This is a genomic window from Sphingobium fontiphilum (genome assembly GCF_014196635.1).
In the GTDB taxonomy this organism is placed as follows: Bacteria; Pseudomonadota; Alphaproteobacteria; order Sphingomonadales; family Sphingomonadaceae; genus Sphingobium; species Sphingobium fontiphilum.
On the sequence record NZ_JACIEB010000001.1, the window covers coordinates 225856 to 251956 of the forward strand.

A 26101-nucleotide genomic window follows, 5' to 3' on the forward strand; every position below is an offset into this window, starting at 1 on the left:
TATCGGCTTCCTGTAAGGAGCGCCCATGCGCGCGCCCTTGCCGATCCTCACCTTGATGCTTTTCGCCTGCGATGCCGGGCCATCCTTGCCCGCCGGAAAAGCAGGAAATGGCGACGATGGTCATGTCGCCTGCCTGATTGACGGGCAGTCGGAATGGACCCGCGATTGCCGCTATGATCAGGATGGCGCGATATTGACGCTGCGCCACGCCGATGGCGGCTTTCGCCGTTTCAGGATCGTCGGCGACGGCCGGGGGCTCGAACCGGCGGACGGCGCGGAGGGCGCCATTATCAGGATTGTCGATGACGGCATGATAGAAGTCGCGGTGGGGCCGGACCGTTATCGGTTGCCTGCGACTATGGGCCAGCGCCGCTGATGGCGGGCAGCGCCATATTGACGGCTGATGCAATGCGCGCGGCCGAACAGGCCGTTTTTGACGCTGGCGTCGAGCCCTATGCGCTGATGGAGCGTGCGGGGACGGCGGCGGCAGAGTTGATCTGGCGCGCGAGTTGCGGGCGCGACATGCTGGTGCTGTGTGGCCCGGGGAATAATGGCGGCGACGGTTATGTCGTCGCGCGACTTCTGGCGGCCCGGGGCGTGCCGGTGCGCGTGGCGGCGATGGGTGAAAGTCGCACCGAATCCGGTATTCAAGCTCGATCCTTGTGGACGGGGTCGGTCGAGGCGCTGGCCGATGCCCGCCCGGCCAGCGTGCTGGTCGACGCCCTGTTCGGGACCGGGCTGGCCCGCGGTCTGGACGATGATGTGGCGGGGCGGCTGTGCGCGCTGGCAGAGCGGGCGACGCACATCCATGCGATTGATCTGCCTAGCGGCGTTGCGACCGACAGCGGGGCGCTTCTGTCGCCCGTGCCGGATTACGACCTGTGCATTGCCCTGGGCGCTTGGAAGCCTGCACACTGGCTGCAACCGGCGGCCGGGACGGTGCGGCAGGCGGTGTTGGCCGACATCGGTATTGCCTGCGATGACCGCGTTCATGCGCTGATGCCACCCCGCCTGAAGGCGCCGGGCGCCGACGCGCATAAATATCGGCGGGGGCTGGTGGCGGTGGTTGGCGGTGCGATGGCGGGGGCGGGACGTCTGGCTTCGCGCGCGGCGGCGGTGGGCGGAGCGGGCTATGTCCGCCGATTGGCGATGGAGGCCGACCATGCCGGACCTGACGCCATTGTGGCATCGGTGGCGGCAACGCCTGACCGGCTGGCCGGGGCGCTGGATGATCGCCGGATCGCCGCACTGCTGGTTGGTCCGGGGCTGGGGCGCGACGATGCGGCGCGCGCGCGAATGGGCATCGCGCTGGCGGCCCGTCGTCCGCTGGTGCTGGATGCGGACGCGCTGATGCTACTCGATGCCGATGCGGTTCCGCCCGGTTCGGTGCTGACCCCGCATGATGGCGAGTTCGCCGCCCTGTTCGGCGATCTGCCTGGCAGCAAGATCGACCGGGCGCTGGCGGCGGCGCGGCGCTGCGGTTCGGTCGTCGTGGCCAAGGGCGCGGACAGCGTGATCGCCGCGCCCGATGGCCGGGCGGCGGTGGCGCGCGGCGCTTCGCACTGGCTGTCGACGGCGGGCACGGGCGATGTGTTGGCCGGGCTGGTCGCGGGGCGGCTTGCCGTCACGGGCGATCCCTTTCGCGCCGCCTGCGAGGCGGTGTGGCTGCATGGCGAAGCGGCCCGGCTGGCGGGAGCCGCCTTCATTGCCGACGGCCTGATCGGCTGCATCGCGCCCGCCATTGCGGGCAGACTGTGAGCATGGTCGAGATTGTTCGGCTCGCCGCCAAGGGCGATGGCGTTGCCGCCGATGGGCGGCATGTCGCGCTGACCGCGCCGGGCGATCATGTCGCGGCCGATGGCGCGATAACGCCCGGCCCCCATCATGCCACTCCGCCATGTCGCCATTTTCCCGACTGCGGCGGTTGCCAGCTTCAGCATGTCGATGATGCGACCTATGCCGATTTCGTGACGGCGCGGGTGGTCGGCGCGCTGACTGGACAAGGTATCACCGCGTCGAGGGTGCTGCCGCCCCATATATCGCCGCCAGGCGCGCGGCGGCGGGCGGCCTTGCGCGCGTCGCGGCAGGGCAGGCGCGTCGTCATCGGCTTTGCCGAGGCGGGAAGCCATGCGCTGGTGGACCTTGGCATGTGTTCGGTGCTTGATCCCCGCCTGTTCGCGCTGATCGCGCCGCTCCGCGCGCTGATGCTGACGATCCTGCCGGACAAAAGGGCGGCTCATGTGAAGATGTCGATGACCGACCAGGGCGTCGACCTGTTGCTGGAAGGGGTGCGCGTGGCCGGGTTGGCGGCGGATGAAGGGCTGACCGAATTTGCCCGAAGCCATGGGCTGGCGCGGCTGACCATAGACGAGGGGGACGGGCCGCAGACCCGCTGGGAGCCTGAGGCGGTGACGGCCAGTTTCGGTGGAGTTGCGGTGCCATTTCCGCCCTATTCCTTCCTTCAGGCGACGCCCGATGGAGAGGCGGCGCTGGTGGGCGCTGCGGCCGACGCCATGCCCGCGACTGGCGCGATCGCTGATCTGTTTTGCGGCCTTGGCACTTTCGCGCTGGCGCTGGGGCAGGGGCGGACGGTCTATGCGGCGGAGGCCGCGCGAGAGCCGGTGCTGGCGCTCAAAAGCGCGGCGGCGCGGGGCGGCAGGAGGCTGGGCGCTGACCATCGCGACCTGTTCCGGCGGCCGCTGACCCCGCAGGAACTCGACCGCTTCGCCGCCGTGTTGATCGACCCGCCGCGCGCGGGCGCGAAGGAACAGGTGATGCAGATTGCCGCATCCGCCGTGCCGGTGGTGGTCTATGTGTCGTGCAATCCATCGAGCTTTGCGCGCGATGCCGCACATCTGATCGCGGGTGGCTATGCGCTCGACAGCGTGAAGCCGGTCGGCCAGTTCCGCTGGTCCACCCATGTCGAGATGGTGGGCGTGTTCCGTCGATAAAAGAAACCCCCGTCGCCGTCCGGCAACGGGGGTGTGAGGCACCCTCTCCCAAGGGGTGATTGGGCCTTTAGCCCAGCTTGATGACGTTCGCGCGACGGCGCACGGGTTGAACTTCGCCATAAAGGCTCGCCATCGGCTCGTCGTCGACGACCACCAGCGTTTCGGCCGAAAAGCCGTTGAACCCGGTCCGCATGGCGCAGCCATAGGCGCCCAGCATCCCGATTTCGATATAATCGCCCGCCTTGACATCCTCTGGCAGCATGAAGGGGCCGACCATATGGTCCATATCGTCGCAGGTCGGGCCATAGAAGGAAAAGCCCTTCAGGTCCGCATCGCTTTCGTCCTCGCGCAGCAGCGCAACGGGGAAGCGCCAGCCGATATGGGCCGCGTCGAACAGCGCGCCATAGGCGCCGTCGTTGATGTAAAGTTCATCGCCCCGGCGGCGTTCGACCCGAACGATCAGCGAGCTATATTCCGCCGACAGCGCGCGGCCAGGCTCGCACCAGAGTTCGGACGAATAGCTGACCGGCAGGCTTTCGAAACCGCGATGGATGGCTTCGAAATAGCCTTCGAGAGCGGGGGGCTCCATGCCCGGATAGACTGACGGGAAACCGCCGCCCACATCAATGATGTCGACCGTGACCGCCGCGTCGACGATGGCCGCGCGCACACGCTCGATGGCGTTGGTATAGGCCTGCGGGCTCATCGCCTGGCTGCCGACATGGAAGCAGATGCCCAGCGCATCGGCGGCCTGGCGGGTGGCCATCAGCAATTCGCGCGTTTCGCCCAGTTCAGCGCCGAATTTGGAAGCGAGGCTGAGTTCCGAATGGTCGGAAGACACGCGCAGGCGGACGCACAGTTCCAGATCGGTGGCGTTGCCGGTGGCGCGCATGATCTTTTCCAGCTCGTCGATGGTGTCGAGCGAGAAGGTGCGCACGCCATGGTCGCGATAGGCTTCAGCAATGGCCTCTTCGGCCTTCACCGGGTGCATGAAGCACAGCTTGCCCTTGCCGCCCAGAGCTTCGCTGACCAGGCGCACTTCGGCAATCGACGCGACGTCGAAATGCGTGATGCCCGCCGCGAACAGGGTGCGGATCAGATCGGGAGACGGATTGGCCTTTACCGCATAGAGCGAGCGGCCCGGAAACTTCTCGACAAAGAAGCGGGCGGCCCGAGCAGCGGCTTCGGGGCGAATCAGCGTTACCGGTGCTGCCGGTTTGAGGGTGGTCGCTACCCCCAGCGCGCTATGATGCTTGTGCAACTCAAGGGACCTCCAGTGTCGTTGTGGCAATCAAGCTGCCTTGCGGTGGAAGTCCCATGGGGCAGCGGACGGTCGATATATGCGGGAGGGCGCCCCCTGTAAAGCGCATGTGTAAATTTTGTTGCGCAACCGGCTACGAAACGTGCTTCACGAGAGACGGGACTTGAAATCCTCATAGGAAAACTGGCGGATTTGCCGCAGTTCGTCGGTGGCGCTGTTCCACAGCCAGATGGACGGCAGGGGCACGCCGTTGAATGTGTTGGTCTTCACCATCGAATAATGGGCCTGATCGAGGAAGGCGATGCGCCGTCCGGCCGCCGCGCCGCCGGGGATTCGATAGTCGCCGATGATGTCGCCCGCGAGGCAGGATGGGCCGCCGAGTCGGGTGACCGGGCCTTTGCTCGCCTCATGCAGCATGGCGGGGCGATAGGGCGCCTCGATTACGTCGGGCATGTGGCAGGTGGCGCTGATGTCCGTGATGGCGACTGGCATGCCGTTGTCGATCACGTCGAGGATCTCGCCGATCAATATGCCCGCGTCGAGCGCCATCGCCTCGCCCGGCTCGATATAGAGTTCCAGGCCGGTTTGCGCCTTCACCCGCTGGAGGAAGGCGATCAGGTCGTCGATCTGGTAATCGGCGCGGGTGACATGGTGTCCGCCGCCGAAATTCAGCCATTTCAAGGCCCCGACATGGGGCATGACAAACGGTTCGATCGCCGCCCAGGTGCGTTCAAGCGGGCCGAGATCCTGTTCGCACAAATTATGGACATGAAGCCCGTCCACGCCCTCCAGATGCGCCGCGCGGAGCTGGTTGACCGGAAAGCCCAGGCGGCTGTGCGGTTGGGATGGGTCATATTTCGCGACCTCGCCCTCCGGGTGAAGGGGGTTGAGGCGCAGGCCGATGTCGAAGTTCACACCGTCCTTGCGCGCCGCGTCGATGACCGGCTTCATCCGCGCGATCTGGCCGGGGCTGTTGAAGATCACATGGTCGGAAATCTTCAGGATTTCCGCGAGATCGTCAGGCTTGTAGGCGGCGCAATAGGTGGCGACTTCGCCCTTATATTCCTCGCGGCCCAGGCGCGCTTCGTAGATGCCCGATGCGCAGACGCCATCGAGATACTCGCCGACCACGCCGCCCAGTGACCACATGGAAAAGGCCTTGAGCGCGCCCAGCACCTTGATGCCGGCGCGGTCGCCAATGTCGCGCAGGATGGCCAGGTTCCGTCGCACCGCGGCCTCATCCACCACGAAGGCGGGCGAGGGCACGCGGTTGAGGTCGAAGCGGGCAAAAGCGGCGGGATCGCCGGCGCGGGTTTCCATGGGTCTTTTCACCTACCTACCCCCACCCCGGCGCAGCCCGGGGTCTCAGGCGGTTAGGGCACGACCCAGCCGCACGAGACCCCAGCCTGCGCTGGGGTGACGATTAATGTCGTCAGAAATCCAGCGGCTTATCCAATTCCTTCACCTGCCAGGGCAGGCCATGCTTGTTGAGCATGTCCATGAAGGGATCGGGATCGAATTGTTCGATGTTGAACACGCCTTCGCCTTTCCAGGCGCCGGTCAGCATCAGCGCGGCGCCGATCATGGCGGGGACGCCGGTGGTGTAGCTGACCGCCTGGTTGCCGGTTTCGGCATAGGCTTCCTCATGGTCGCAGACCTGATAGACATAGACGGTCTTTTGCTGGCCGTCCTTCTCGCCGGTGGCGATGTCGCCGATATTGGTCTTGCCCTTGGTGGTCGATCCCAGGCTCGACGGTTCGGGCAGCACGGCTTTGAGGAACTGGAGCGGAATAATCTCCTGCCCGTTGTAGATGACCGGGTCGATCCGGGTCATGCCGACATTCTGGAGCACTTCGAGATGCTTGAGATAGGCGTCGCCAAAGGTCATCCAAAACCGGATGCGCTTGATTTCGGGATAGAATTTGGCGAGCGATTCCAGCTCCTCATGATACATGAGGTACATGTTCTTCTCGCCCACCTGGTCGAAGTCGAAGACCTGCTTGTGGCTGAGCGCCGGCCCTTCGACCCATTCGCCATTCGCCCAGTGGCGCGACGGGGCGGTCACTTCGCGGATGTTGATTTCCGGGTTGAAGTTGGTGGCGAAATGCTGGCCATGGTCGCCGCCATTGCAGTCGAGAATGTCGAGCGTGTCGATCCGATCGAGCAGATGCTTCCTGATATAGGAGGCGAACACGCTGGTGACGCCGGGGTCGAAGCCGGAGCCAAGCAGCGCCATGATGCCCGCTTCCCTGAAGCGATCCTGATAGGCCCATTGCCAGCCATATTCGAACTTCGCGGTATCGCGCGGTTCGTAATTGGCGGTGTCGAGATAGTCGGTTTTGGTGGCGAGACAGGCGTCCATGATCGCCAGATCCTGATAGGGCAGGGCCAGGTTCACGACGAGCTTGGGCTGAACCTTTTCGATGAGTGCGATGGTCTCGTCCACATTGTCGGCGTCGACCTGCGCCACGTCGATGGTTGCGCCGGTCAGCGCCTTCACCGATTCGGCGACCTTTTCACAACTGGCGATCCTGCGGCTGGCGAGCGTGATGTGCGAAAAAATATCCGGGTTCATCGCCATCTTGTGAACCGCGACAGACCCGACGCCGCCTGCGCCGATGACCAGAACCTTGCTCAACTCTCATGCTCCATGGCTATGCCGCGCCGATGCGCGAAAGCGCCCATATAGGGGCTCGCCATGACAGCGCAAAGTCAGAGTTGGGAAGGGGCCTGCCCGGCTGGCGCTGGCGGCGGCGCAGGGCGTCGGCGCGGCGGCGGGGGCGGGCGATAACGGACCTTCAGACCCTGCAACCACAAACCGAGTTGCCTTCGATCCGGGATATTGCTGACCTCGCTGGGTGCGATGGGGTCGGGGGTGTGGATGAGCAGATCGATCAGCGGGCCGGCCACTTCCAGCGACAGGGCCATGGGCTTGTTGATCGGGTGCGATTCCGGGTTGAACAGTTCGTGTTCCGCCAAAACCTTGTCCCTTTGGGTGATGCGGAGGGTGCGACGCCTGCCCGGCGCGATGAAGAGCTGGGCGTGCAGAACCAGCAAAACCGGCGCCTGGGCCGCCGTGTCGATCATGTGCGCGCGGATCCGGCATTGCTCGCCTTCGGACCAGAAGCCGAAATGCTCGATCTTCGACCAGCCTTCGGCAAGATAGGGCTTAAGCCGGTCATGCATGACATTCACGCCCCGGCAAAGCGGATAGGCATGAAGCTTGCGCGCCTTGGACGGGCTGCCCAGATGGTTCAGCAGATGGCGGCGCAGGGCAGGGGACAGCGAGTCGAACAGGATGCCAGGCACGGCGGGGAAACCCCGCGTGCGGACGATGGCGTTCACATTGGCGTCGATCTGTTCCTGATCGCCGACCATCACCAGGCGTGAATTGTTAAAGACATCGTCGTTCATGCCTCGGAACATGGTGACGCCATGGTCGATTTCCCGGTCCATGAGCCAGCGCAGCAGGCGAAGATGCTCCTGGCGCTCCTGCAATTCGCCGCCGACATTATGGTCGCCGTGAATCGGGATGAAATGGCAATCGGGAAGGGCTTCGTGGATCATGCCCGCATGCAGCGTATCCCACAGCGTATCGACGGTGTAGACGCAGGCGAATTCGGTGTCGCACGGGCCGATGTCCCCGATCGAAGCGCAGTGCGGATCGGTGATCTGTTCCCAATAATGGCGGAACCGCATGTCGAAATAGACTTCGGGCCGGGTGCTGGCCTGCGGCGCGAGCATCAATGTCCGGCGCAGGGGCAGGTAGCGGGCGAGGATGGCCGCTCCGAAACCGCCCATCGACAGGCCGAAGGCGTATATGCGTTTGATGTCGTGACGCGCGCAATAATCCTTGATCCAGCCGATCATCGCGTCCCAGCCATTGCGGCTGTTATACCAGGATTTGACGCGGTCGCGCATGAAGATGGCGTGCTGGCGTCCGCCGATCTGCGCCACTGTGCCCTTCCATTCCATGACGGGAATCTTGCCGGGATCGCCGATGGAGCACAGGGCGATGATCAATTCGTCGTTCGTTCCCGGAACAACCGCAATGTCATAATCTTCAAAAAGGATTTCGTTTTCGTCCATCATCGACTCCGCAAACGGCAAGCGGGCGCTTTTTGGGAGGCGCGTGCCTTTCCGATTTGCTCCGAATACTGAATATTGTTTCTTCCTGAATGGTTGCGGGCTCGCCTGCCCGATCAGGCCGCGCCGCGCAAGTCATCTATGTCCGCCCGATGGCGATCATTGTTCACCCCACGCAATCGAAAAATGGCCGACCCATCATCAAAACGTCATCGCTGCGTCATGTGGCCGACATGCGGCCGACCTAAAGCCGGGCGATCATCAGTGGCAAAATCCAGAGGCAAAACATGACGCGGTCGACACATCAACGAGTGACGGATGCGGTTCACCGGCATCGCCATCTGTCGAAGCAGGGGCTTCTGGAACGCGCTTTCACCTTCGCCTTTCGCGGCTTGGTCTATGCCCAGATTTGGGAAGATCCCGATGTCGATATGGAGGCGCTGGCGATCACGCCCGACAGCCATGTGGTGACGATCGCGTCGGGCGGGTGCAATGTGCTGTCCTACCTGACCGCCGATCCCGCCAAGATCACCGCAGTCGACCTCAACACCGCGCACATCGCGCTTAATCGGCTGAAACTGGCGGCGGCGCGCCAGTTGCCGAGCCATGCGGCGTTTCACCGCTTTTTCGCGCGCGCCGACAGCCGCGACAACATTACGGCCTATCATGCCCATGTCGCCCCGCATCTGGATGAGGCGACGCGGCGCTATTGGGAAGGGCGCGACCTGATCGGCCGTCGCCGGATCGGGGGCTTTGCGCGCGGCATTTACAAGCATGGATTGCTGGGCCGTTTCATCGGCGCGGCGCACCTGCTCGCGCGGGTGCATGGCGTCAATCCCCGGCGCATGCTCGATGCGCGCAGCCGCGAGGAGCAGGTCGAGATTTTCGAGCGTGAACTGGCGCCGATCTTTGACAAGGGCTTCGTGCGCTGGCTGACCAGCCAGCCCGCCTCGCTCTTTGGCCTGGGCATCCCGCCCGCCCAGTTCGAGGCGCTGGCCGGCGACGAACGGATGGATACGGTGCTCAAGGCGCGGCTGAAGAAGCTGGCCTGCGACTTTGATCTGAAAGACAATTATTTCGCGGTGCAGGCGTTCGGGCGCGGTTATGCGGGCGGGGAGGGGCCCTTGCCGCCCTATTTGCAGGCCGCCAATCATCAGGCGGTGCGCGACCGCGCCGAGCGGGTGGATGTGCGCCACATCAATTTCACCGACTTTCTGGCGAGCCAGCCCGCGGCGTCGTGCGACCGCTATATCCTGCTCGACGCGCAGGACTGGATGGACGATGCCCAGCTCAATGCGCTGTGGGCGCAAATCACGCGCACCGCCCGGCCCGGCGCGCGCGTGTTGTTCCGCACCGCTGGCGAACCCAGCATCCTGCCCGGCCGCGTGGTCAGCGCCGTGCTTGACCGCTGGGACTATCGGGCGGAAGAGTCGCGCGATTTCACCGCGCGCGACCGATCGGCCATCTATGGCGGCGTTCACCTCTATGTGCTGAAGGATGATGCGTGAGCGACCATAAGGGGCTGATGGACGGCGTTTATCGTTACCAGCGGCATATTTACGACCTGACGCGCAAATATTATCTGCTTGGCCGCGACCCCATGATCCACGATCTGGCGCCGCCGCCCGGAGGCGCGGTGCTGGAGATCGGGTGCGGCACAGGTCGCAACCTCATCGCCGTAGGCAAGGCCTGGCCGGACGCGAAGCTCTATGGAGTCGATATTTCGGAAGCGATGCTGGAGAAAGCGGCTGCGTCCGTCGACAAGGCGGGCATGGCCGGTCGCGTCATGCTGGCCGCAGGCGATGCCTGCGCGTTCGATGCGCAGGCCCTGTTAGGCCGCGCCAGTTTTGAGCGGGTGTTTATCAGCTATGCGTTGTCGATGATCCCCGACTGGGAATCGGCGCTGGCGCAGGCCGCGCAATGCGTGGCGCCCGGCGGACGGCTGGACATCGTCGATTTCGGACAGCAGGAAGGATGGCCGTCGCTTTGGAAGCGCGCGCTTTTCGGCTGGCTCGCGCAGTTTCACGTTTCGCCGCGCGCCGAACTGGGCAGAGCGATCCGCGCGGTTGCGGCTGACATGGGCGGAGTGCCGCATATCGAACCGCTTTACCGGGGTTATGCCGTGCGGGGCGGTCTGATCCGGGTTTGATGCCGGGGTGGAGATCGTGCGCTTCAGCTTCTGCCCATGATTTTTGCGGCATCCGTGAGGAAGTCGCTTGTTGGGAGCTTCGGGACCAAATTCTGATCGTCCAGCGCGTCAATTATATGATCAAATGCTCTTTTACCTCCGCCCGTTCGTCCTGAGCTTGTCGAAGGACGCATACTGGCATGGCTTTTCACGCATATCTTCTCCGGTGCAGTGACGGCTCCTTCTATGCGGGGCATGCGGAGGATCTGGAAACCCGCATGGCGCACCATCAGCAGGGCCTGATCGGTGGATATACGGCCGTGCGCAGGCCAGTGGTTCTGGTCTGGACGGAAAATTTCGGGACGCGAGATGAAGCGTTGGCCGCCGAGCGTCGTATCAAGGGATGGAGCCGGGCCAAGAAACAGGCGCTGATCGATGGCGATTGGAAGCGGCTGAAATTGCTCGCCCGTAACCGGCAAGATCAGCGGTCGGGCGCTGGTTAGCGTCCTTCGACAGGCTCAGGACGAACGGAGTAGGGGAAAAAGGTGCGCAAACACCATTCCCAACGCATCAGGCCGCCTTGCGCTCCAGCAATTCCAGGTCCAGCCGTTCCCAGATTTCCACCAGCGCCACCACCAGTTCGCGCATCATCTCTTCAGTGTGCGCCGGGCCGGGGGTGAAGCGCAGGCGCTCTGTTCCGCGCGGGACAGTCGGATAATTGATCGGCTGAACATAGGCGCCATATTCGGCGAGCAAAATGTCGCTGATCCGTTTGGCCTTCACCGGATCGCCGACCATCAGCGGCACGATGTGGGTGACCGAAGGCATGACTGGCAGCCCCGATTCGGCCATCAGGCGCTTGAGCGTCGCGGCGGCGGCCTGCTGTCCCTCGCGCTCTTCGCTTGATTGCTTGAGGTGGCGGACGCTGGCCAGCACGCCAGCGACCAGCACCGGCGACAGCGAGGTGGTGAAGATGAAGCCGGGCGCATAGCTGCGGATCACGTCCACGATCATCTGGTCGGCCGCGATATAACCGCCCATCACGCCAAAAGCCTTGCCCAGCGTCCCTTCGATGATGGTCAGCCGGTGGGCGACATCGTCGCGCTCCGAAATGCCGCCGCCATGAGCGCCATACATGCCCACCGCATGGACTTCGTCGAGATAGGTGAGCGCGTTGAACTCGTCGGCCAGATCGCACAGTGCGGCGATCGGGGCGATGTCGCCGTCCATCGAATAGACGCTCTCGAACGCGATCAGCTTGGGCGCGTCGGGGTCTTCGGCGGCGAGCAATTCGCGCAGATGATCGACATCATTGTGGCGGAAAACCCGCTTTTCGCAGCCCGAATTGCGGATGCCCGCGATCATGCTGGCATGGTTCAGTTCGTCGGAAAAGATGATGCAGCCGGGTAGCAGCTTCGCCACCGTCGCCAGCGTCGCTTCGTTCGAAACATAGCCTGACGTGAAGAGCAACGCCGCTTCCTTGCCATGAAGGTCGGCCAGTTCCGCCTCCAGATCGACATGATAGTGGGTGTTGCCGCCGATATTGCGGGTGCCGCCCGAACCGGCGCCGACATCGTGCAGCGCCTCTTCCATCGCGGCGACGACCTTGGGATGCTGGCCCATGGCGAGATAGTCGTTGGAGCACCAGACGGTGATCGGCTTGGGGCCGTTATGGCCGTGAAAACAGCGGGCGTTGGGAAATGCGCCCTTGTTCCGTAAAATGTCGATGAAGACGCGGTAGCGGCCTTCGCTGTGCAGGCGATCAATCGCCTGTGCGAAGATATGCTTGTAATTCACTGCGCTCATAAGCCTTCCCCGCCGCGCTCCTCTTTCGACGGCCGTTTAACCGCCTGCGTCGCCCATTACCAGTGATAACCGTTCGCGGCCTTAGGGATATTCACCTATCACACTGATCGCAAGCCGCGCCATTGGACCAAAAGTCCTATGGGATCAAAGCGCTTCGACGCGCGGCAGGCCATAGGATGCGAGCGCCGCGCGCAGCGGATCGACTTGATCGTCCATCCGGGTGAAGATGGCGATGCCCGGCGCCGGATCCGCGGGCCAGGGCTGCTCCCGCGTCAGATAGGCGATGCGCCGCGCTATGCCTTCGCCGCCATGCAGGAAGCGCAGAGGGTGGGGCGCGGCAGCCGCCAGTTCCGCCTCCACCAGCGGGAAATGGGTGCAGGCCAGCACCACCGTATCCATCCGGTCGCCGCCGCTCTGGTCAAGCAATCCGGCCAGTGCGTCGCGCGCTATGGCCGGGTCGAGCGGTTCGCCGCGCAGCTTGGCCTCGGCCAATTGCACAAGGGCCGCCGATCCGTGACGCAGAACGGTGCAATCCGCGCCGAACTCCGCCGCCAGCCGGTCGACATAGGGCTGGCGCACGGTGGCGTCTGTGCCCAGGACGCCGATGACGCGGCTTTGCGACTGAAGCGCGGCGGGCTTGATGGCGGGAACGGTGCCGACCACGGGAATGTCGAGCGCGGCGCGCACATGGGACAGCGCGATGGTCGATGCGGTGTTGCAGGCGATGACGGCAAGGCGCGGCCGGTAGCGCTCGACCAGACGCCCCAGCAACGCGGGCACGCGCGCGGCGATCTCCGCTTCGCTGCGCGTGCCATAGGGGAAGCCGGCGCTGTCGGCGGCATAGACGATGGGCGCGTGCGGCAGGGCCAGGCGCGCCGGAGCGAGTATCGAAAGCCCGCCCACGCCGGAATCGAAGAAGAGCAGGGGGGCGTCGGGTGCGACCGTCATGGTCGGGCTGTGTCGCGGGTGGCGCCGGGCCTGTCAACCTTCACCCGCGCCTTTCAGAACAGGCTGAGCTGCGGCCCCTGTGGCGGGCGGAACAGGTCGGAGCGCAGCGTTACGCGATCGGCCGACAAGCCGGCGCGTCGGCGCGCTATGGCAAAGCGGGAACGGATCAGGTCTGCCCACACGCCCTGTCCGCGCATCCGGTCGCCAAAACGCGGATCATTGTCGCGTCCGCCGCGCATCGAACGGATGATCGCCATCACCTTGTCCGCGCGGTCGGGATAATGGACGTCCAGCCATTGGCGGAACAATGGCGCGACTTCATTGGGCAGGCGGATGGGAATGAAGCTGACGCCCCGCGCGCCCGCCGCCGCGATGCGGGGCACGAGCGTCTCTATCTCATGGTCGGTGATCGCGGGAATGATCGGCGACATGCAGGCATGAACCGGCACGCCAGCGTCGGCGAGCCGGGCGATGGCGGCGATGCGCTTATCCGGGTGTGGCGCGCGTGGTTCCAACGTGCGGATGACCTTCGGGTCGAGGCTGGTGACGGAAATGCCGACCGCGACCAGACCATCCTGCGCCATGTCGGCCAGCAGGTCGATGTCACGCAGCACCCGGTCGGATTTGGTGGTGATCATCAGCGGATGGCGGCATTCCGCCAATATTGCGATGCAGGCGCGGGTTATCCCCCATTCGCGCTCTATGGGTTGGTAGGGGTCGGTGTTCGTTCCCATGGCGATGGGCGCGGGTATGTAACGCGGATGGGCGAGTTCGGCGCGGAGCAAGGCGGGCGCATCGGGCTTGGCGAAGAGCCGCGTTTCAAAGTCCAGGCCCGGCGACAGGTCGTGCCAGGCATGGCTGGGCCGCGCGTAGCAATAGATGCAGCCATGTTCGCAGCCTGCATAGGCGTTGATGGATTGCGAGAAACCGATGTCGGGCGATGCGTTGCGCGATATGATCGTGCGCGGGGTGAGTTGCCGGACTGTCGTGCGCAGGCGTGGGGTAGGGCCGTCTATACCCTCCATCGCGTCCAGCCAGTCGCCGTCAGCCTGCCGCGAGGGCAGGTTGAAACGGGTGCTGAACTGGTTGGTCGGCGCGCCGCGCCCATGGGTCGGAGGCATGGCGGAACAAGAACATATAAAGAACAAATGAGCAAGTCCAATCCTGGCCCATTGAAGCTTGACATGGCCGCTCCCGCCATGCCCTTAGTCAATGCGGAACTTGGGGGGTGGGACGATGCTGAAGAAATTTCTGGCTGCTCTCTTGCTGTTCGCTGCCAGCCATGCGCCCTTGGCCTTTGCAGAGGACACGACCCCGTGTCCCAAGGGTCTGATCTGCGCCAGCGCGCCGCAGAGCGTGGCTGACGCGATGATGGTGGCGGGCTATCGCGCGAAAATGTCGACGGATGATCTGGGCGATCCCAAGATCAGCAGCGCCGCGGCCGGATATGATTTCTCGATCTTCTTTTACGGTTGCAAGGAGCATGTCCGCTGCGATTCTCTGCAATTCAACATCACGTTCACCGACGATGGCAAGAACACGATCGCCCTCGCCAATGACTGGAACAAGAAGAAGTGGTTTGCGCAGATGGCGCTGCTCGATGATAAGAGGCTGGAAGTGCGCTATGATCTGGCGACCATCGGCGGCGTCAATCAGGCTAATTTCGCCGACGTCATGGCATGGTGGGAAACGACGCTGGGCGGCTTGAACGCGTATTTCAAGGAACAGGATGCCGCCGCCAAGCCGGGCAGTTGACGTTCACCCGAACAGTTCGCCCAGAAAATCCACCATCGCGCGCCAGCTTCGCCGGTCGGCGTCGGGGCTGTAGGCCATCCCTTTGTCGGGCATGTGGACGGACGGGTCGGTAAAGGCGTGGCCAGTGCCGCCATAGGCGTGGATCTGCCAGTCGCATCCGGCGGCCGATAGTTCGGCGGCCAGCGCGACGGTGGCGTCGGGCGGACATAGCGGGTCGTCCCAGCCATGGCAGATCAGCAGCTTTGCGGAGATCGCCTTATTGGGGAAGGGCGGGGCGTCATAGACGCCATGGAAGCTGACGCCGCCCGCAATGTCGGCGCCAGCCCGGGCCAGATCAAGCACGCATTTGCCGCCAAAGCAGAAACCGATGGCGGCGGTGCGGGTGGCGTCCACTTCGACCATGTCCTGCAACACGGCATGGGCGCCCATCACCCGGTCGCGCAGCACAGTGCGATCATCGTTGAGTTCCGTCATATAGCGGCCCATGTCCGGGTCGTCGCGGGTCGGGCGCTTGCCCGCGCCATAGATGTCGGCGACCAGCACGACATAGCCGAGCGCCGCAATCCTCTCGGCGCACAGGAAGTCCGCCTCCTTCGCGCCCAGCACATTGGGGAAGAGCAGGATGCCGGGGCGAGGCGCGCTGATGGCGTCGTCGACCACGGCCAGACTATCGAAAGGAGCGCCCGCCATGATGTGGGCGATCGGGCGACGGGTGATGGCCATGGTCTATCCTTCTGATTATGGGGTGGCGGCAGGTTAGAGGATTGCTTAGCGTCCGACCAGCATGAACGGCGCCCATGTCGAGGGGTGTCCGGCTTCCGGCAGCCTGCGGTCGCGCATCAGCTTCAGCATGGCGCGTCGCATCGCCATGGCCGGTTCCAGACCGCGTTCCGCCCCGCGCACCGTTTCCACCGTCAGGCGGGCGGAGGCATCGTCCCGGACCGGCCAATGACTGGCCATCACCCGGCGCGCTCCTGCGAACAGGAAGGCGCGGGCAAGCCCGGCATAGCCCGCCGCATTGGGGCGGTCGCCCGCCGCCGTGTCGCAGGCGGAGAGGATGACCCAGTCGGCGTCGATGTGAAGCAGCGCCGCCTCCGATGCCGTCAGTTTGCCGTCATTGGCCGGATCGGGAGTGCCGCCAGCCGCCGCTGGAGCGAGGAGCAGGGCGGGTTCCCCGACCTGGTCATATTCCCCCGCGACCAGACCATGAGTGGCGAAGGCCAGCGCGCGCAGGTTCGCAAGCGGCGTCGCGCGCAGCCGCGCTTCGGTCGCATCGGCGCCCGTCAGCAGAAGGGATGAGCGCTGTCCCAATATGGCCGCCATCTGGTTCAATTCATTCCTTGCGCCCAGCAGCGGAGCCATGGCCGGAGCGTCCTCCGTTCCGGAGGGCGCACCCGGGGCCGCGAGGCGGGCAGCCTCATCGGGCGCGCCAATGCCGACGAAGGAGGTTCGGGCATGGCTTTTCGCATCCCGCTGCCCCAGCGCGGAAAGCGAAGGCGCGACCCAGATCGCCTTGTCCTCGATCAGCCAATGGGGCGTCTTGCCATCAGCGCCCATGCCGGTGGCGAGCAGGCTGAACGGGATGGCCGACAATATGTCGTCTGTGCTGACCACGAGCGTGTTCGCCCCGGCGACCAGCGCCGCGATTTCCGGCGTGAAGATGGCGTCGTGCAGCGCGCGGGCGGCCTCTGTGTCGAAAGCGCCGTGAAACGGCCCGACGCCGGAGCGGATGCGCGCGACCCATTGACGGACGGCCGAACGGCGGGCGGGGGATTTTCCGATCGCCATGCCCTTGCCGGTCACGGCCAATGTGAACAGCCCCTCTTCGGTCGCGGCTGACAGGATCAGCGCCTCATGCGGGCGCAGTCTGGGCTGAACATTTTCGATCGTGACAGGCAGGGGGCGGAGCAGGGCGTTATAGCCGGGGAAGCGGTTGCTGAGCGCCGCGCCCAGTTCTTCCAACCTGACGGCGGCGGCGCCTGCCGCGTTGCGGCGGGCATCGACGTCCGGCGCGCTGGCGCTGAGCGCCTTGACCAGCGCCATATCGGCTTCCTGCGCCGCCGCAGCAGCCTCCTGCCGTTCGCGCAGCAGATCGCCCAGCGCGGTTCCGCCCGCCTGTTGGCGCGATGAAGCGGCGGCGGCGGCGCGGCTGGCGTCGCTTTCGACCAATATCTGCATCAATTCGAACGCGAAGGCGCGGTCGCCAGCGCGCACCGCCGTATCAAGGGCCTGGCTGAACGCCTCGATATTGTCCAGCACGCCGACAACCTTGTTGCGGGCAACCTCGACCTTCCTATTCTCGTCGATCAGGCGACGGAGCGCAGGTTTCGCGATGGCGTTCCCGGCCGTCGCATCACCGCGCAGAGCCTTGATCCAGCCCAGCGCAACGGTGCTGTTGGTGCGTTGATAATGACCATCCGGGCGAAGTGGCGCTATGGCGTCGACGGCTTGCGCCTCGTTCGTTTCCGCTTCGGCCAGCCGCCCGGCATGGGCATAGGATTGCGCCAGCTTGAAACGGGCGAGCGCCACGGTCAGGGGGTTGGCCTTGCCCGACGCCGCCATCAGGCGCAGCGCTTCCTCCCGCAAGGCGATGGCGCGCGGCACATCGCCCGAACGGTCGGCGGCGGTGCCTGCGCTGACCATGATGCTGGCCTGGCCGTCGCCGATGCCGCCCTTGCGGAACAGATCGAGGCTGTATTGCAGCAGCCCGGCCGCTTCCTCCGGCCGATCCATGTTGAGCAGGGTCAGCCCCAGCACGCCGACATAATTGGCAAGGTCGCCGGGGGGAACGGCACGCGACAAGCGCCCTTCGTCGACGGCGCGACGCAGATAGGGCAGGGCTTCGCTCATCCGCCCTTGCAGCACCAGTTCATATCCAAGGCGATTTGCCATCTGCACCCGATCCCGATGGCCAGCGGGCAATGCGGCTGCGATGGCGATGGCCTGTCGTATGACCCCTTCAGCGTCGGACGATTGCCGCGCGTTGCTGAGCGTCGCGGCGCGGATCGCGGCGATGGCCAGCTTGGGGGAATTGGGCGATTCCGGTGTCGCGCGCACCGCCTCCCAGGCGCTCAGGGAAAGACGCAGCGCTTCGTCGTTCCTGCCCAGACTCGCGAGTGCGCTCGCGACCTCCGCCTCGGCCAGCGCGCGCTCGGGGGCGGCGGCGGGAAAGGCCTCGAGCGCGCAGGTCCGGGCGGATTGCGCCGCATCCAGCATCGCCTGATAGTCCCGCCCCGTGCCCGCGAGGCGGGCATTGGCGAGTTGAACCGTGGCGCATACGCGCGCCCGGTCCGATGTCCCGAGGCGCCCGGCGAGCCGGGTCGCCCGGTCCATCTCTGCGCGCGCTTCGGTCGTGCGGCCCAGCGCGATGAGCGCTGCGGCGCGCTGGGCCATGGCCTCAACGCTCTTCGCAGACACCGGACCGGATGCCTGCTCCGTCCAGTAGGTCAGCGCTTCATCGGGAACGAAACCCATATCGGGCGGCGATGCCGCCAACAGCGCGGACGGCCAGAAAACCGCCGCAAGAAACAAAGCCTTGGCCCACATCGGTCGCTATCCCCCAGCTCCGCTCGGCTGGCTATGGCAATGGCTGGCGGACGATGCAACCAGGGTTGGCCCCTATGGCGATCGATTATTCTGGTCGTCACCAACTGCCGAAACCGGGGGCTTCGCCGCGCGCCTGCGGGTTCAGGCGGAGCGGGCGGCGCCAGCCGATGCGCGGCCGCTTGCGCAGGCGCAGGCACGGCCAGTGGCCATTGTCGATCCGTTCGGCCAGCCGCATTCCCTGCGCGCGATAGGCCGCCATCACCGCATCGGCCTGTTCGTCGAGCAGCCCCGCGAGCACGATCGTTCCACCCTCCTCGAGACAGGCGCAAAGGGCGGGAGCGAGTTCGATCAGCGGTCCCGCCAATATGTTGGCGATCAACAGGTCATAGGGGCTCCGCATCGCGATCGCCGGATGATCGACGCCCGCCGACGTGAACAGCGCGATCTGTCCGACGCCGCCGCCGACCGGCACCCCGTTCACCTCCGCATTCTTTTCCGTCACATCGACCGATACCGGATCGATGTCGGACGCCGTGGCATAGGCGCGCGGCCACAGATGCATGGCGGCGAAGGCGAGCAGTCCGGTGCCGGTGCCGATGTCGGCGATGTTGCGGAACCGCATGCCCACGCTGTGCATCCGGTCCAGCATGGCCAGGCAGCCTGATGTTGTTTCATGCTGCCCGGTGCCAAAGGCCCGGCCTGCGGCGATCAGATAGGACTTAAGCCCTTGTGGCGCGGGATCGTCGGGCAGGTTGCGGACATGGAAGCGCCCGGCGATGACGGGTTCCAGCCCCTGTTGGCTCATCGTCACCCAGTCTTCATCGGGCAATTGTTCAACCTGCGGCCGGGTGCGCGCGGCGCTGGGCACCAGCGCCTTCAGCAATTTGAGCGCCGCCGGGCCGGGCCGACCCTCGAAATAGGCCTCCAGCTTCCAGGCTTCGGGATTGTCCTCCTCGACCTCGCTGGTCATCAGGACCGGCGGTCTGTCGAGCAGGGCGAAAGCGGCGATGTCGCCGTCCAGCGCCTCCGCCTCTGCGCGGGTGCAGGGCAGGGTGACCTTCCAGCTCTGCGAGGGCGTTTCCGGGGCGGCGGCGGCGTCATGTTTCATATGCCGCGCCTTAGCCCCCCGGGGGCCCAAGGAAAAGATATCAGGCGACCCGGCGACCGAAATCGAAGGATGCGTCGCGCAGAGTCGCCAATTTGCCCTCGACCGACATGAAACCGCGTTCGAGCTGGTCGATTTCCGACGCAACAATCTCCGTATCCTGGCGGATGGCGGAAATGGTGGTCGACATGGAGTCGGCGGCCAGCGCGGTTTCGTCCACGGCGGCGGTGATCATCGTTACGGTCTGCGCCTGGGCATCCATGGCATGGCGGATCCGTTCGGCGCTCGCCTGCACGTCGCTCACGGTGTCGCGGATGCGTTCGTTGGTGACGACCGACTGGCGCGTGGAGGTCTGGATGTCGGCGATTTTGCTGGCGATTTCGTCGGTGGCGCGCGCCGTCTGGTTGGCGAGGCTTTTCACTTCCTGAGCGACGACGGCAAAGCCGCGCCCGGCATCGCCAGCGCGGGCCGCCTCTATGGTGGCGTTGAGCGCCAGCAGGTTCGTCTGGCCCGCGATATCGCGGATCAGGCCCAGGATGGATTCGATGGATTTGGCATGATCGGACAATGTGGTCGACATGGTCACCGCCTCGCCCGACTGTTCGGCGGCGCGCTGGGCCACTTCGGCCGCCCCCTCCACCTCGCTGCGGGCGTCCTCGATCGCACGGATGAGGCCAGCCGATGTCCGGGCCGCCTCACGCATTGCAAGAGCGGACTGTTCGGCGGCGGCGGCGACTTCCGATGCCTTGCCCAACATCCCTCGCGTGGCGGCAGAGGCGTCTTTCGCCTGTTCGCGCAGGGATTCGCCCAGTTGTGAAGCGCCGTCGATTTCGCCCACGATCCGCTGTTCGAACATCATGTTGTAATGTTGGCGCTCGGCCCGATCCGCTTCCGCCTGATCGCTGGCCAGAACGTCGCTCATATAATTGGCGTCGGCCAGCGTCATCGCCATCAGTCCGCCGACGAGGCGGCGTGAATCCTGTTCTGCGACGCGATTCCATAGCAGATCGAGTATCCGGTCATTGGCGGCGGCGACCGCAACAAGGACAGATTGGACCGGAACGCCATGTTTGCGGGCATGACGCACGCAATCTGCGGCGGAGCGCGCCCAGGCGCCTGTGTCGAAATGGAGAAGCTTGCTGCGGATATATTCATGGGCTTCGGCGCGGATGCGCGCCGCGACCTGCGCGCTGAGCCGCGCCTGCAGGCCGGTTTCTGCCATATAGGTTTCGAAAAACGCATCGGCCACCTGCTGCAGGTCATCCCCGATCAGCCGACCGATTTCCTGAGCCTGGCGCGCAATCGCCCCGGACGGATCAATGTCCTTCGCAAGAAATGTCTTTGCGCCGGACGCTTCGATGGTGGGCGACATGGTGTCAGGGCCTCTTGCTTATGATCTTCGAACGCTCCCGTTCATAGCGGCCTTTGGTTAATCAGCTGTTATTGCCCTGCGATCATGTCCCGGCGATCCTTCTCGCTGTCGCACTGCTTGCCCTGTGCCGCGTTCGATCCTAATGGGAGCCGAATCGCAAATTTGTTCCAAGGGACGGAAACACATGGCGCGCACCAGCAGTCGGCCGCTTTCGCCGCACCTCACCATATGGAAATGGGGGCCGCATATGCTGATCTCCATTTTGCACCGCATCACGGGCAATGGCCTCGCCCTGGTCGGCGCGATGGGCCTGGTCTGGTGGCTGATGGCCGCCGCCATGGGGCCGGAAGCCTATGCCACCTTCGTTGCGTGCGCCACGCATCCGCTGGGTTATGTGGTGATGATCGGCCTCACCTGGTCCTTCTTCCAGCATCTGTTTTCGGGGCTGCGCCACTTCGTGCTCGACATGGGCGCGGGGTATGAACTGAACACCAACCGCATGTGGTCGATCGCCGCCACGGTTGCGGCGGTTCTGGTCACCGGCTTCGTCTGGCTCTTCATCTTTGCGGAGAATTTCTGATGGGTAACGGAACAGGTATCGGCCGCGTCCGTGGCCTTGGCTCCGCCCGCCACGGCGCGCACCATTGGCTGGCGCAGCGTTACACCGCCGTTGGCAATCTCCTGCTGGTGCTGTGGCTGATTTTCAGCCTGCTGACCATGCCGGGCCTGGACTATGAGAGCGTGGTCGGCTGGATCGCCAACCCGCTGGTCGCGGTGCCGATGATGCTGATGATCGTCAGCATTTTCTGGCATCTGCGTCTGGGCATGCAGGTGATGCTGGAGGATTATGTCCACGACAAGGGCCTGGCCTTCCTGTCCATGCTGCTGTTGAACTTCTACGCCATTGGCGGCGCGGCCGCCGGCATCTTCGCCATCGCGAAGATCGCATTCATGGGGGCCGTCGAGTAATGAGCGAAGCCTACAAGATCATCGATCACACCTATGACACCGTGGTGGTGGGCGCTGGCGGGTCCGGCCTGCGCGCGACCATGGGCAGCGCCGAAGCGGGCCTGAAGACCGCCTGCATCACCAAGCTGTTCCCCACCCGCAGCCATACCGTTGCGGCGCAGGGCGGCATCGCCGCCAGCCTTGGCAACAACTCGCCCGACCACTGGACCTGGCACATGTACGACACCGTCAAGGGGTCGGACTGGCTGGGCGATCAGGACGCGATCGAATATATGGTGCGCGAAGCGCCCGCCGCCGTGATCGAGCTGGAACATGCAGGCGTGCCGTTCAGCCGCAACAAGGATGGCACCATTTATCAGCGTCCGTTCGGCGGCCACATGCAGAATATGGGCGCCGGCCCGCCGGTGCAGCGCACCTGCGCCGCCGCCGACCGCACTGGCCATGCCATGCTTCACGCCCTCTATCAGCAGAGCCTGAAGTACGACGCCGACTTCTACATCGAATATTTCGCCATCGACCTGATCATGGAAAACGGCGAATGTCGGGGCGTCATCGCCATCTGCATGGAAGATGGCTCGATCCACCGGTTCAAGGCTCATGCCGTCGTGCTGGCGACGGGCGGCTATGGGCGCGCCTATTTCTCCGCGACGTCGGCCCATAGCTGCACCGGCGACGGCGGCGGCATGGTGCTGCGCGCGGGCCTGCCGCTGCAGGATCTGGAGTTCGTGCAATTCCACCCGACCGGCATTTACGGCGCGGGCGTGCTGATCACCGAAGGCGCGCGCGGCGAAGGCGGCTATCTGACCAACTCCGAGGGCGAGCGTTTCATGGAACGCTATGCCCCGTCGGCCAAGGATCTGGCGTCGCGCGACGTCGTGTCGCGTTCGATGGCGATGGAAATGCGCGAAGGGCGCGGCGTCGGTCCGAACAAGGATCACATCTTCCTGCACCTCGATCATATCGATCCCAAGGTGCTGGCGGAGCGTCTGCCGGGCATCACCGAAAGCGGCAAGATCTTCGCGGGCGTCGACCTGACGCGCCAGCCGCTGCCGGTCTGTCCGACCGTCCACTATAATATGGGCGGCATCCCGTGCAACTATCATGGCCAGGTTGTGACCAAGGTGGGCGACGATCCTGAAGTCGTGGTGCCGGGCCTTTACGCTGTCGGCGAAGCCGCTTGCGTGTCGGTCCATGGCGCCAACCGCCTCGGCTCCAACTCGCTGATCGACCTTGTCGTGTTCGGCCGCGCCACCGGCCTGCACCTCAAGGAAACGCTCAAGCCCAATGGCCCGCACAAGCCGCTACCCGCGGATTCGGCCGACCTGGCGCTTTCGCGCCTCGATCATTATCGCAACGCCAAGGGCAGCGTGCCGACCGCGCAGATCCGCCTGGAAATGCAGCGGACGATGCAAAGGCACGCCGCCGTGTTCCGCGACAGCGCCCTGCTGTCGGAAGGCGTCGAGAAAATGGGTCAGGTCAACAAAAGCATGGAACATGTCGGCATCACCGACCGTTCGCTGATCTGGAACACCGACCTGATCGAGACGCTCGAACTCGACAATCTGATGTCGCAGGCCGTGTGCACCATGACCAGCGCCGAAGCCCGCAAGGAAAGCCGCGGCGCTCATGCGCATGAGGATTTCCCGAACCGCGACGACGAAAACTGGATGAAGCACACGATAAGCTGGTTCGAAGGCTGGGGGGGAACGGGCGGCAAGGTGACGCTCGATTACCGACCGGTTCACGATTACACGCTGACCGACGAAGCGGAATATGTGAAGCCCAAGGCGCGCGTTTACTAAGACGACGTCTGAAAGACTGAACAAAGGGAACAGGGCTCCGTCGGGGCCCTGTTTCTTTTTGGCGTCAGCGATGTCCACGACCTCGATGTTTCGGGATGGCGGTGGAGGCGCTTCTGGCCGGGGAATGAAGCTTGTGCGGTTCACGGCATGACGTCAATATGGGCCGCCCCGAACAGGAGAATGCCAGAATGAGCGGTCAGCGCAGCCCAGGCGGCAAACTTCTGCTCTGCATCCTTCTGGGGCTGTTGCTGGCGGTTCCCCTGTTCGCCACCTATTTGCTGGTCTGGGACCGGCAATCGCAATCGGAAACCGCGCGCGCCGCCATTGCGCAGGGTTGGGGCGGGCCGCAACTGATCGCCGGGCCGGTGGTCGTGATCCCCTACACCGCCGAGGAAACCGAAAATGTCGTGGAGAACGGCAAGCCGGTCAGCCGGACCCGCATGGTGGAAAAGGAATTGTTCCTTTCGCCTGTGTCCAACGCCCTGACGACGGCGGTGACGCCAGAGCGGCGGCGCAAGGCGATTTACGAGACGGTGCTGTTCGAGGCGGGAGTGAAGGGGCAGGCGCGCTTTGCTCTGCCGGACGACATCGGTCGTTATGGCGTCGCGCGCGAGCAATTGCGCCTCGACCGCGCCGAATTGCGCATGGGCGTGTCCGACGCGCGCGGACTGCTGTCGCAGAACGGCCTGAAACTCAACGGGCAGCCATTGACGCTTCAACCGGGCAAGGGCCTGCGTTCGACCGAAAATAGCGGTTTCTTTGCCTTCACCGACTGGAGCGATGCCCGGCCGCTGTCTGTGGATTACAGCTTTGCGGTGCGCGGCAATGGCCGGATCAGCATCGTGCCGCGCGGCGGGCGCACAGACTGGACGGTGCAGTCGGTCTGGCCCCATCCCAGTTTCGGCGGCGATTTCCTGCCGGTCGACCGGCGGATCGACGACAAGGGCTTTTCAGCGCGCTATTCGATCAGCAATCTGGCGCTGGGGCAGGCGCTGGTGCTGACGGAGGATCTGTCCCCGCCGATGTTCCTTGAAGGGTACGGGGAACGCGGCATGAGCAGCGGCGGAACCGCCGCCGCGACTGTCGGCCTCGTCGAACTGGTCGATCCCTATTCCCAGGTCAATCGGGCCATCAAATATGGGTTCCTGTTCATCGGCTTCACCTTTGCCGCTTTTCTGATGTTCGACATCATCGCGGGCGCGCGGGTGGCCAGCGCCGAATATCTGCTGGTCGGCAGCGGGCTGGTGCTGTTCTTCGTCATGCTGCTGGCCTTTGCCGAGGTGATCGGCTTCACGCCCGCCTATCTGGTCGCGGCGGGCGTGATCACGGGGCTGCTCACCGCCTATTCGGCTGCGGTGCTGCATAGCTGGCTGCGCGCGCGGATCATCGCCGGGTTGCTGGCGGGGCTTTACGCCACGCTCTATGTTCTGCTCAATCTGGAGGCATGGTCGCTGTTGATCGGATCAGTGCTGTTGTTCGCGGCGCTGGCCTTCATCATGTGGGCGACCCGGCGCATCGACTGGACCCGGATCGCGGGGCAGGAGGAATAAGCGGGCGCTTTTTGTCAGCGGGCAGCGGCTTTCCCCTTGCCCGCTGGCCGCGACCGGGCCATCAAACGCCGCATGGCCATCACCGTTGTCCCGATGCCGCACCATGAAGTGCATTTCATCAACCGGGTCAGTTGGCTCCGGGCGGCTGTTTTGGGGGCCAATGACGGCATCGTGTCGACCGCCAGTCTGGTTGTCGGCATCGCAGCATCGGGCGCGGCGCGGGAATCGATTCTGTTGTCGGGTGTGGCCGCGCTGGTGGCGGGCGCCATGTCGATGGCGGCGGGCGAATATGTTTCCGTCAGCGCGCAGGCCGATGTCGAACAGGCGGACCTCGCCAAGGAAAAACAGGCGCTGGACCAGCAGCCCGAGGCAGAACGACTGGAATTGCGCGATATCTATATCGAGCGCGGGCTGGAGCCGGACCTTGCCGACAAGGTGGCGACCCAGTTGATGGAGACTGACGCGCTGGGCGCACATGCCCGCGACGAACTGGGCATTACCGATACCGGGACGGCGCGCCCGGTTCAGGCGGCGATGGCGTCGGCAGCCAGTTTTGCGGTCGGTGCGGCGGCGCCCCTGCTCGCGGCTGCTATTGTCCCGGAGCAGGGGCGCATTACATGCATAGCGGCCATATCCCTGCTTTGCCTCGTCCTGCTGGGCTATATGGGCGCTCGGGCAGGTGGCGCGCGGCGGATGCGGTCGATTATCCGCACGTTGTTCTGGGGGGCGCTGGCCATGGCGGTCACAGCCGGAGCCGGGCATCTTTTCGGCGCGGTGGTTTGATCCATCCCCATCATTGATAGACGAAAGAGGAGATACATT

At 64.7% G+C, this 26101-nt stretch carries 23 protein-coding genes; 12 read left to right on the forward strand and 11 right to left on the reverse strand.

What is annotated here, in order from left to right; all coding sequences use genetic code 11:
• The first annotated feature begins 25 nt into the window (after positions 1-25).
• The 3 genes from GGR44_RS00935 to GGR44_RS00945 are packed head-to-tail and all read left to right on the forward strand — an operon-like array spanning position 26 to position 2951.
• Complete coding sequence (locus tag GGR44_RS00935; protein ID WP_183953567.1) at positions 26-376, forward strand: hypothetical protein; 351 nt, start codon at positions 26-28, stop codon at positions 374-376.
• Positions 376-1758, forward strand: a complete 1383-nt coding sequence (locus GGR44_RS00940; protein ID WP_183953568.1) for an NAD(P)H-hydrate dehydratase — start codon at positions 376-378, stop codon at positions 1756-1758. The genes GGR44_RS00935 and GGR44_RS00940 overlap by 1 nt, the downstream gene beginning before the upstream one ends.
• A gap of 2 nt (positions 1759-1760) precedes the next feature.
• Positions 1761-2951, forward strand: a complete 1191-nt coding sequence (locus GGR44_RS00945; RefSeq protein WP_183953569.1) for a class I SAM-dependent RNA methyltransferase — start codon at positions 1761-1763, stop codon at positions 2949-2951.
• Positions 2952-3018: 67 nt separating this feature from the next.
• Here GGR44_RS00945 and GGR44_RS00950 read toward each other — a convergent pair whose 3' ends face one another.
• The 4 genes from GGR44_RS00950 to GGR44_RS00965 all read right to left on the reverse strand — a co-directional run bounded on the left by GGR44_RS00950 (position 3019) and on the right by GGR44_RS00965 (position 8304).
• Entirely contained in the window at positions 3019-4212 is a 1194-nt protein-coding gene (locus tag GGR44_RS00950; RefSeq protein WP_183953570.1) for a type III PLP-dependent enzyme, read from the reverse strand.
• A 147-nt stretch (positions 4213-4359) separates the two neighbouring features.
• Positions 4360-5532: a carboxynorspermidine decarboxylase gene (locus tag GGR44_RS00955; protein WP_183953571.1), complete on the reverse strand. Its 1173-nt coding sequence runs from the start codon at positions 5530-5532 to the stop codon at positions 4360-4362.
• Between the two features lie 112 nt (positions 5533-5644).
• Complete coding sequence (locus GGR44_RS00960; protein ID WP_183953572.1) at positions 5645-6850, reverse strand: saccharopine dehydrogenase family protein; 1206 nt, start codon at positions 6848-6850, stop codon at positions 5645-5647.
• 74 nt (positions 6851-6924) lie between these two features.
• The gene (locus GGR44_RS00965) at positions 6925-8304 is read right to left on the reverse strand and encodes a hypothetical protein (RefSeq protein ID WP_183953573.1); all 1380 of its coding nucleotides are present in this window, start codon (positions 8302-8304) and stop codon (positions 6925-6927) included.
• 281 nt (positions 8305-8585) lie between these two features.
• On the opposite strand from GGR44_RS00965, the gene GGR44_RS00970 reads away from it, so the two are divergent.
• The 3 genes from GGR44_RS00970 to GGR44_RS00980 all read left to right on the forward strand — a co-directional run bounded on the left by GGR44_RS00970 (position 8586) and on the right by GGR44_RS00980 (position 10929).
• A complete protein-coding gene (locus tag GGR44_RS00970) occupies positions 8586-9806 on the forward strand; it encodes a BtaA family protein (protein ID WP_183953574.1) in 1221 nt (406 codons plus the stop codon).
• Entirely contained in the window at positions 9803-10447 is a 645-nt protein-coding gene (locus GGR44_RS00975; protein WP_183953575.1) for a methyltransferase domain-containing protein, read from the forward strand. Before GGR44_RS00970 ends, GGR44_RS00975 begins: the two co-directional genes overlap by 4 nt.
• Positions 10448-10626: 179 nt before the next feature.
• Positions 10627-10929, forward strand: coding sequence for a GIY-YIG nuclease family protein (locus GGR44_RS00980; protein ID WP_183953576.1), 303 nt, complete (start codon positions 10627-10629; stop codon positions 10927-10929).
• A 67-nt stretch (positions 10930-10996) separates the two neighbouring features.
• Here GGR44_RS00980 and hemA read toward each other — a convergent pair whose 3' ends face one another.
• The 3 genes from hemA to GGR44_RS00995 all read right to left on the reverse strand — a co-directional run bounded on the left by hemA (position 10997) and on the right by GGR44_RS00995 (position 14301).
• Positions 10997-12223, reverse strand: coding sequence for a 5-aminolevulinate synthase (gene hemA / locus GGR44_RS00985; protein WP_183954192.1), 1227 nt, complete (start codon positions 12221-12223; stop codon positions 10997-10999).
• 153 nt (positions 12224-12376) lie between these two features.
• A complete protein-coding gene (gene murI / locus GGR44_RS00990) occupies positions 12377-13180 on the reverse strand; it encodes a glutamate racemase (RefSeq protein WP_183953577.1) in 804 nt (267 codons plus the stop codon).
• A gap of 53 nt (positions 13181-13233) precedes the next feature.
• Complete coding sequence (locus tag GGR44_RS00995; RefSeq protein ID WP_183953578.1) at positions 13234-14301, reverse strand: PA0069 family radical SAM protein; 1068 nt, start codon at positions 14299-14301, stop codon at positions 13234-13236.
• Between the two features lie 115 nt (positions 14302-14416).
• Here GGR44_RS00995 and GGR44_RS01000 point away from each other — a divergent pair, with 115 nt between their 5' ends.
• The gene (locus tag GGR44_RS01000) at positions 14417-14935 is read left to right on the forward strand and encodes a YbjN domain-containing protein (RefSeq protein WP_246344261.1); all 519 of its coding nucleotides are present in this window, start codon (positions 14417-14419) and stop codon (positions 14933-14935) included.
• A gap of 3 nt (positions 14936-14938) precedes the next feature.
• On the opposite strand, the gene GGR44_RS01005 is transcribed toward GGR44_RS01000, so the two are convergent.
• The 4 genes from GGR44_RS01005 to GGR44_RS01020 all read right to left on the reverse strand — a co-directional run bounded on the left by GGR44_RS01005 (position 14939) and on the right by GGR44_RS01020 (position 20958).
• A complete protein-coding gene (locus tag GGR44_RS01005; RefSeq protein WP_183953579.1) occupies positions 14939-15658 on the reverse strand; it encodes a dienelactone hydrolase family protein in 720 nt (239 codons plus the stop codon).
• 45 nt (positions 15659-15703) lie between these two features.
• Positions 15704-18409 (reverse strand): CHAT domain-containing protein, encoded by a 2706-nt coding sequence (locus tag GGR44_RS01010; protein ID WP_183953580.1) that lies wholly within the window; start codon positions 18407-18409, stop codon positions 15704-15706.
• 169 nt (positions 18410-18578) lie between these two features.
• Positions 18579-19589 carry a 50S ribosomal protein L11 methyltransferase gene (locus GGR44_RS01015; RefSeq protein ID WP_183953581.1) on the reverse strand — a complete coding sequence of 337 codons (1011 nt, stop codon included), beginning with the start codon at positions 19587-19589 and terminating at the stop codon, positions 18579-18581.
• 40 nt (positions 19590-19629) lie between these two features.
• Complete coding sequence (locus GGR44_RS01020; RefSeq protein WP_183953582.1) at positions 19630-20958, reverse strand: methyl-accepting chemotaxis protein; 1329 nt, start codon at positions 20956-20958, stop codon at positions 19630-19632.
• Positions 20959-21142: 184 nt separating this feature from the next.
• Between GGR44_RS01020 and sdhC the strand changes: the two genes are divergently transcribed.
• The 5 genes from sdhC to GGR44_RS01045 all read left to right on the forward strand — a co-directional run bounded on the left by sdhC (position 21143) and on the right by GGR44_RS01045 (position 26062).
• Positions 21143-21538, forward strand: a complete 396-nt coding sequence (sdhC, locus tag GGR44_RS01025; protein WP_183953583.1) for a succinate dehydrogenase, cytochrome b556 subunit — start codon at positions 21143-21145, stop codon at positions 21536-21538.
• On the forward strand, positions 21538-21927 hold the full coding sequence (gene sdhD, locus GGR44_RS01030) for a succinate dehydrogenase, hydrophobic membrane anchor protein (RefSeq protein ID WP_183953584.1): 390 nt from the start codon (positions 21538-21540) through the stop codon (positions 21925-21927). Before sdhC ends, sdhD begins: the two co-directional genes overlap by 1 nt.
• Entirely contained in the window at positions 21927-23729 is a 1803-nt protein-coding gene (gene sdhA / locus GGR44_RS01035; protein WP_183953585.1) for a succinate dehydrogenase flavoprotein subunit, read from the forward strand. The genes sdhD and sdhA overlap by 1 nt, the downstream gene beginning before the upstream one ends.
• 188 nt (positions 23730-23917) lie before the next feature.
• Positions 23918-25279: a cell envelope integrity protein CreD gene (creD, locus tag GGR44_RS01040; protein ID WP_183953586.1), complete on the forward strand. Its 1362-nt coding sequence runs from the start codon at positions 23918-23920 to the stop codon at positions 25277-25279.
• A gap of 72 nt (positions 25280-25351) precedes the next feature.
• Entirely contained in the window at positions 25352-26062 is a 711-nt protein-coding gene (locus GGR44_RS01045; protein ID WP_183953587.1) for a VIT1/CCC1 transporter family protein, read from the forward strand.
• Positions 26063-26101: the final 39 nt, after the last annotated feature.